Source organism: Vibrio sp. Vb1554 (genome assembly GCF_033344235.1).
In genome coordinates this window covers 1-1,057 of the sequence record NZ_JAWPOJ010000440.1, presented here as the reverse complement: position 1 = coordinate 1,057, position 1,057 = coordinate 1, and the positions used below count along the sequence as shown (strand labels likewise).

Here is a 1,057-nt window from a genome sequence, read left to right as displayed (position 1 = left end):
TAGTTGCTCCATTGCAGGAAACGTCATGAGCTCATGCAGAAGATCCACAACGTGCTGAGCTGTCCGTTCAGAAAACACCACACCTTTATTGGCCGCCTTTAAAAGCGGGTCAAGCTTTCTAAGCTCTGCGCAATAGAACATCAAATTGGCAATCCACTCACGCTTAAACCAAATCACATGAGTCTCGCACTTGCTTTCGACCAATGTGGAGTGAATTGAATGAGGCACACCAGGCGCGATCAATAGCATTTGGTTGTGAGTCACTTCTAATTCGTGATGACCAATATGCAAACTGCCAGTGAAGTGTCGATGGATGACCAACTCAAACACATCATCGTGAAAATGGAGGTCGTACTCTTTCTCTACCTCATCAATGCGACGATAGCGCCAAGAAAAACCTGGTCTCTGCGGTACTTTTTCGATGTGCGCCATTGGCTACTCCACAAGATAGTATTGTTTCACGCTCAAATAATATCAGTATTGCCGACATAATCTTCATCACGCCGAAATAGTATTGATATTAAACGGCATACTATCAACTTGGTGTTGCCCCTCTCCTTATTCTTGCCTTGTAAAGACAAGCTAACTAAGGAAGCTTTCATGAGCCACTTCACTATCAAGCTACGCCAAACCCTGCACAAGACACGCGATGAATGGGCAAAATTCGCTATCAGAGAAATGGAAATCCCACCTAACACCATCGCCAAATTTTATGGTTACAAATCGAGTTGTGATCTTGAGCAAATTCTTAAACAGGATAAAAACGACGCCAATTCGGACATTTGCTCGACACCTTGTGCGAGATCTCTCACAAGCGATGTAAGCAAAACGACCATCTTTGACTAAGATAAAATCAAAAAATGCATATAACCAATTGAAAATTAAAACTTATAGTATTTTTCATAATATTCGCTGCCAAAGTTTTTTTACCTAGCTGATTGAGAGTAATCAGCAAAACATCAATACTGATTGTGTCGACAGGATGTTGGCGGGAACAGGAAAAAAGCCTAATGGACTAGGTATCTTCAGGATGAAGATTTGGTAGCTTAGGATGAGT

General features: G+C 41.8%; 2 protein-coding genes. One reads left to right on the top strand and one right to left on the bottom strand.

Annotation, left to right across the window (positions count from 1 at the left end; all coding sequences use genetic code 11):
• Nucleotides 1–432 (bottom strand): AraC family ligand binding domain-containing protein (locus R8N28_RS26910; protein ID WP_318183880.1); only part of this gene is annotated, 432 nt, incomplete at its 3' end.
• 168 nt (nt 433–600) lie between these two features.
• Between R8N28_RS26910 and R8N28_RS26905 the strand changes: the two genes are divergently transcribed.
• Nucleotides 601–846 (top strand): hypothetical protein, encoded by a 246-nt coding sequence (locus R8N28_RS26905; RefSeq protein WP_025551159.1) that lies wholly within the window; start codon nt 601–603, stop codon nt 844–846.
• Nucleotides 847–1,057: the final 211 nt, after the last annotated feature.